Genomic DNA, 4,294 nt, shown 5'->3' with positions numbered 1-4,294 from the left:
GTGCTTTGAGCAACCTGCAGCTAGTTTCCTAGTTTGCTCTTTGATTTTCATTGAGTATTATTTCTCTCTTTATGACGTTCATAAGCCTTAAGCTGACGCTGCAGTTCCTTTTTAATAGCAGGTTCTGGAGCATATTTTTCTTCCCAATCATCTGGTTTTAAGATTTTGTGGGTCACTGGATCAAAATGAGCCTTGCCATCTGGAAAAATTTTCCCCATATTAGCTTGATGAACAATGTCAAAAATACGTTCTGGGTCCACCCCCATCAAGACAAAACTACCGTAGGTGAAGTAAAGTGTGTCAATCAAGGCATCCACTTGCCCTATCAAATCTTGCTGAGCAGGTGTCTTCTTGGCTACTTTATCTGCTGCCTTATCAAGAGCCTGATGAAGTTGCGATAGAGCTTGACCAAAATCCTCTTCAGAAGAACTGGCAGCTCGAACAAACTCCACCAATTCTTCTATTTTAAAGCCAGCCCTATGGGTTGCACCTTCTAAATCCCAAGCTCGAGGTTCTTCTTGGGTCCGTTCATCCATCATGTGGTGGAAGGTCTTGACCTTATTGAAATGATAGTCACGGCTGACAAAGACTTTTTCTGAGGCCAGAACACCAAAATGTTCCAGGGCCTTGTGGATTCCGTCTTGCTGATTGCTGGTGGTAATGTGCTTAGCAACTTCCTTGACACTGCTACTACCATTTCCCATAGCGACCGACATACCAACACCTGCCAGCATTTCTAGGTCGTTATCTGAGTCACCAAAGGCCATGACTTGGTTGAGGTCAAAGCCGTATTCTTTTCCGACTCGGCGTATGCCTTCCAATTTAGAGTTTCCTTGATTGATGACATCCGCTGCAAAAGGATTGCTACGTGTCAATTTCAAGTCTTCAAAATCAGCTGCCGCCTTCTCAGATTCTTCTGGCGTCATCAGCATCAAAACTTGGTAGATAGGCTGATTCATCAGATGAAGCAGGTCTTCTTCCTTTTGGGGAACAACCTTGCTGACCATACGATTAAAGGAATGACTCACCGTCCGAGTTAAAACAGAGGGAACGAAGCGACTGATTCGTTGGGAAAAAGAACCCAGACCAAAGGACATGATTTTGGAACCTAACATGGCATCCTTGGTCCCTAGGGCAATCTCCTTGCCCTCTTTTTTAGCATAGCTAATTAGATGGCGCAAATGTAACTTGGAAATAGGGCTCGTGAACAAGACTCTGTCTTTAGTAAAGATATACTGGCCATTATAGGTTACCGCAAAATCCAGATCCAAATCGTCCATCAATTCCTTAACAAAAAAAGGTCCTCTCCCTGTCGCTACGCCAACTAGTACCCCTTGTTCTTTGACAATCTTAATCGCGTCCTTAGTGGATTTCAAAACACTCTTGCGATCGTTGACCAAGGTTCCATCGATATCAAAAAAAACAGCTTTGACTTCCATCCTATCCCAATCTCCCCTTTTGTGATACAATGATTATACCACATTTCAGAAAGAGTGAGTAAATCATGCCTAAGAAAATCCTTGTTTTACATACGGGTGGGACTATTTCCATGCAGGCCGATGCTTCTGGCGCTGTTGTGACGAGTTCAGATAATCCCATGAATCATGTGTCCAATCCTCTTGAAGGAATCCATGTCCACGCCTTGGACTTTTTTAACCTGCCAAGCCCTCATATCAAACCCAAGCATATGCTGGCTCTCTACCAGAAAATTAAAGAGGAAGCTGCTAACTACGATGGAGTGGTGATCACACACGGGACCGATACTTTAGAGGAAACAGCCTATTTCCTTGATACCATGGAAGTCCTCCATATGCCTATCGTTCTAACAGGGGCCATGCGCAGCTCCAACGAACTCGGCAGTGATGGTGTTTATAACTATCTGAGTGCTTTACGGGTGGCTAGTGATGACAAGGCTGCTGACAAAGGAGTTTTGGTTGTTATGAACGATGAAATCCACGCTGCCAAGTATGTTACCAAAACACATACGACCAACGTCGGCACCTTCCAGACCCCAACACATGGCCCCCTTGGTCTCATCATGAAACAGGAAATCCTCTACTTTAAGACAGCTGAACCTCGTGTTCGCTTTGACCTTGATCACATACAAGGATTAGTCCCTATCATCTCAGCTTATGCTGGTATGACAGATGAGCTGATTGATATGCTGGATTTGGAACAATTGGATGGTTTGATTATCCAAGCCTTCGGAGCTGGTAATATTCCCAAAGAAACGGCTCAAAAATTAGAAAGCCTTCTGCAAAAGGGAATCCCAGTTGCTCTGGTTTCCAGATGCTTTAACGGTATCGCTGAGCCTGTTTATGCTTACCAGGGTGGGGGCGTGCAGTTGCAAAAATCTGGTGTCTTCTTTGTTAAAGAACTCAACGCCCAAAAAGCCCGCTTGAAACTCCTCATCGCCCTCAATGCCGGACTAACAGGACAAGCTTTGAAAGACTATATGGAAGGCTAAGACTCTCCGAAAATCTCTTCAAACCACGTCAGCTTCACCTTGCCGTATGTATGGTTACTGACTTCGTCAGTTCTATCTACAACCTCAAAGCAGTGTGTTGCGCAGCCTTTAACCAGCCGCCTAGTCCGCTCTATGGTATTCATTGAGTCGACATCTCTTGTTTAAGATCACAAAATCAGGAAATCTGCACGATTCCCTGATTTTTTCTATTTACGTTTTCGTGTTGAACGACGTTCTGTCAAACCATGAGGCAAGAGAACTTCACGTTCTTCCAACTCTTCCTTGTGCATAATCTTGGTCAACATACGCATACTAATGGCACCAAGGTCATAAAGAGGTTGGGCAATCGTTGTCAAGTTTGGACGGGTAAAGCGTGCAATTTGCGAATCATCACTAGTAATAATTTCAAAATCTTCTGGCACAGAAACACCTTTATCAGCAAGACCGTTCAAGACACCTGCCGCCAACTCATCACCTGTCACAACTGCTGCAGTTGCATTTGATGAAATCAAACGCTCTGCTAAGGCGTAACCATCATCATAGCTATATTTAGATTCAAATACCAAACCCTCACTATAAGCGATTTCTGCTTTTTTCAAGGCTTCCTTGTAGCCAACTAAACGAACCTTACCATTGATGTCATCCACTAGCGGACCGCTAACGAAAGCAATACGTTCATTTTCTTTAGCAAGGTAACTCACTGCATCAATCGTTGCTTGCTTATAATCAATATTGACACTTGGAAGCTGATGTTCTACATCCACAGTTCCTGCGAGAACAATCGGAGTACGTGAACGCGAAAATTCTGAGCGAATTTTATCTGTCAAGTGATAACCCATAAAGATAATGCCATCTACCTGCTTTGAAAAGAGGGTATTAACAACAGAAACTTCTTTCTCGTTATCTTCATCGCTATTAGCTAGGACAATATTGTACTTGTACATTTCTGCAATATCATCAATCCCCTTGGCCAAACTCGAAAAATAACCATTGGTAATATTTGGAATCACGACACCGACAGTGGTTGTCTTTTTACTTGCAAGACCACGCGCAACTGCATTTGGACGATAATCCAAACGATCAATTACCTCTAGCACTTTTTTACGGGTATTCTCTTTTACATTTTTATTGCCATTGACCACACGGCTGACCGTCGCCATGGAAACTCCAGCTTCACGGGCGACATCATAAATCGTTACTGTATCATCTGTATTCATTCCATTTCCTTTCTATATCATACCTCACGAGACTCCAAAAAAAGAGACGGTATGAAAATTTCGTTTTCATGATTCTACTTATTCCATTTTATCACTATTTGTAAACACTTTCAAGTATTTTTTGAAGATTGCTTGAAAAAATTTCATAGAAAGCTATGTTTATGAAGAAAAAATCACCTTTTCTTGATTTTTAATCCTATTTGCTGTATGATAAGGGAAAAGAAAGGGGGCAGAGATATGGCTTTTACCAATACCCACATGCGGTCTGCTAGTTTTGGCATTGTTACCAGTTTGCCTGATGACGTTATTGACTCTTTTTGGTATATCATCGACCATTTCTTAAAAAATGTCTTTGAATTGGAAGAAGAACTTGAGTTTCAATTGCTTAATAACCATGGAAAAATTACCTTCCACTTTTCAAGCCAACACCTCCCTACAGCCATTGATTTTGACTTTAACCATCCTTTCGACCCTCTGTATCCCCCGAAAGTACTGGTTTTAGATATGGACGGTAGAGAGACTATCCTCCTCCCAGAAGAAAATGACCTATTTTAATACTCAATGAAAATCAAAGAGCCAACTAGGAAGCTAGCCGCAGGTTGCTCAAAGC

The 4,294-nt window shown here is 42.4% G+C and carries 4 protein-coding genes; 2 read left to right on the top strand and 2 right to left on the bottom strand.

The genetic code is table 11. From position 1 onward, the window contains the following. Positions 1-47: 47 nt before the first annotated feature. On the bottom strand, positions 48-1,439 hold the full coding sequence (locus HT724_RS04445) for a Cof-type HAD-IIB family hydrolase (RefSeq protein ID WP_173275211.1): 1,392 nt from the start codon (positions 1,437-1,439) through the stop codon (positions 48-50). Between the two features lie 65 nt (positions 1,440-1,504). On the opposite strand from HT724_RS04445, the gene HT724_RS04440 reads away from it, so the two are divergent. Next, positions 1,505-2,467: an asparaginase gene (locus HT724_RS04440; RefSeq protein WP_173275208.1), complete on the top strand. Its 963-nt coding sequence runs from the start codon at positions 1,505-1,507 to the stop codon at positions 2,465-2,467. 206 nt (positions 2,468-2,673) lie between these two features. Here the strand turns inward: HT724_RS04440 and ccpA are convergent, their stop codons facing one another. After that, positions 2,674-3,684, bottom strand: a complete 1,011-nt coding sequence (gene ccpA / locus HT724_RS04435) for a catabolite control protein A (protein ID WP_173275205.1) — start codon at positions 3,682-3,684, stop codon at positions 2,674-2,676. A 237-nt stretch (positions 3,685-3,921) separates the two neighbouring features. Here ccpA and HT724_RS04430 point away from each other — a divergent pair, with 237 nt between their 5' ends. Then, positions 3,922-4,239: a DUF960 domain-containing protein gene (locus tag HT724_RS04430; protein WP_061816817.1), complete on the top strand. Its 318-nt coding sequence runs from the start codon at positions 3,922-3,924 to the stop codon at positions 4,237-4,239. Positions 4,240-4,294: the final 55 nt, after the last annotated feature.

Source organism: Streptococcus sp. k-402 (assembly GCF_013277515.1).
Lineage (GTDB): Bacteria > Bacillota > Bacilli > Lactobacillales > Streptococcaceae > Streptococcus.
Note: the sequence above shows the minus strand (reverse complement) of the source record. Positions and strands in the feature narration are given on the sequence as shown.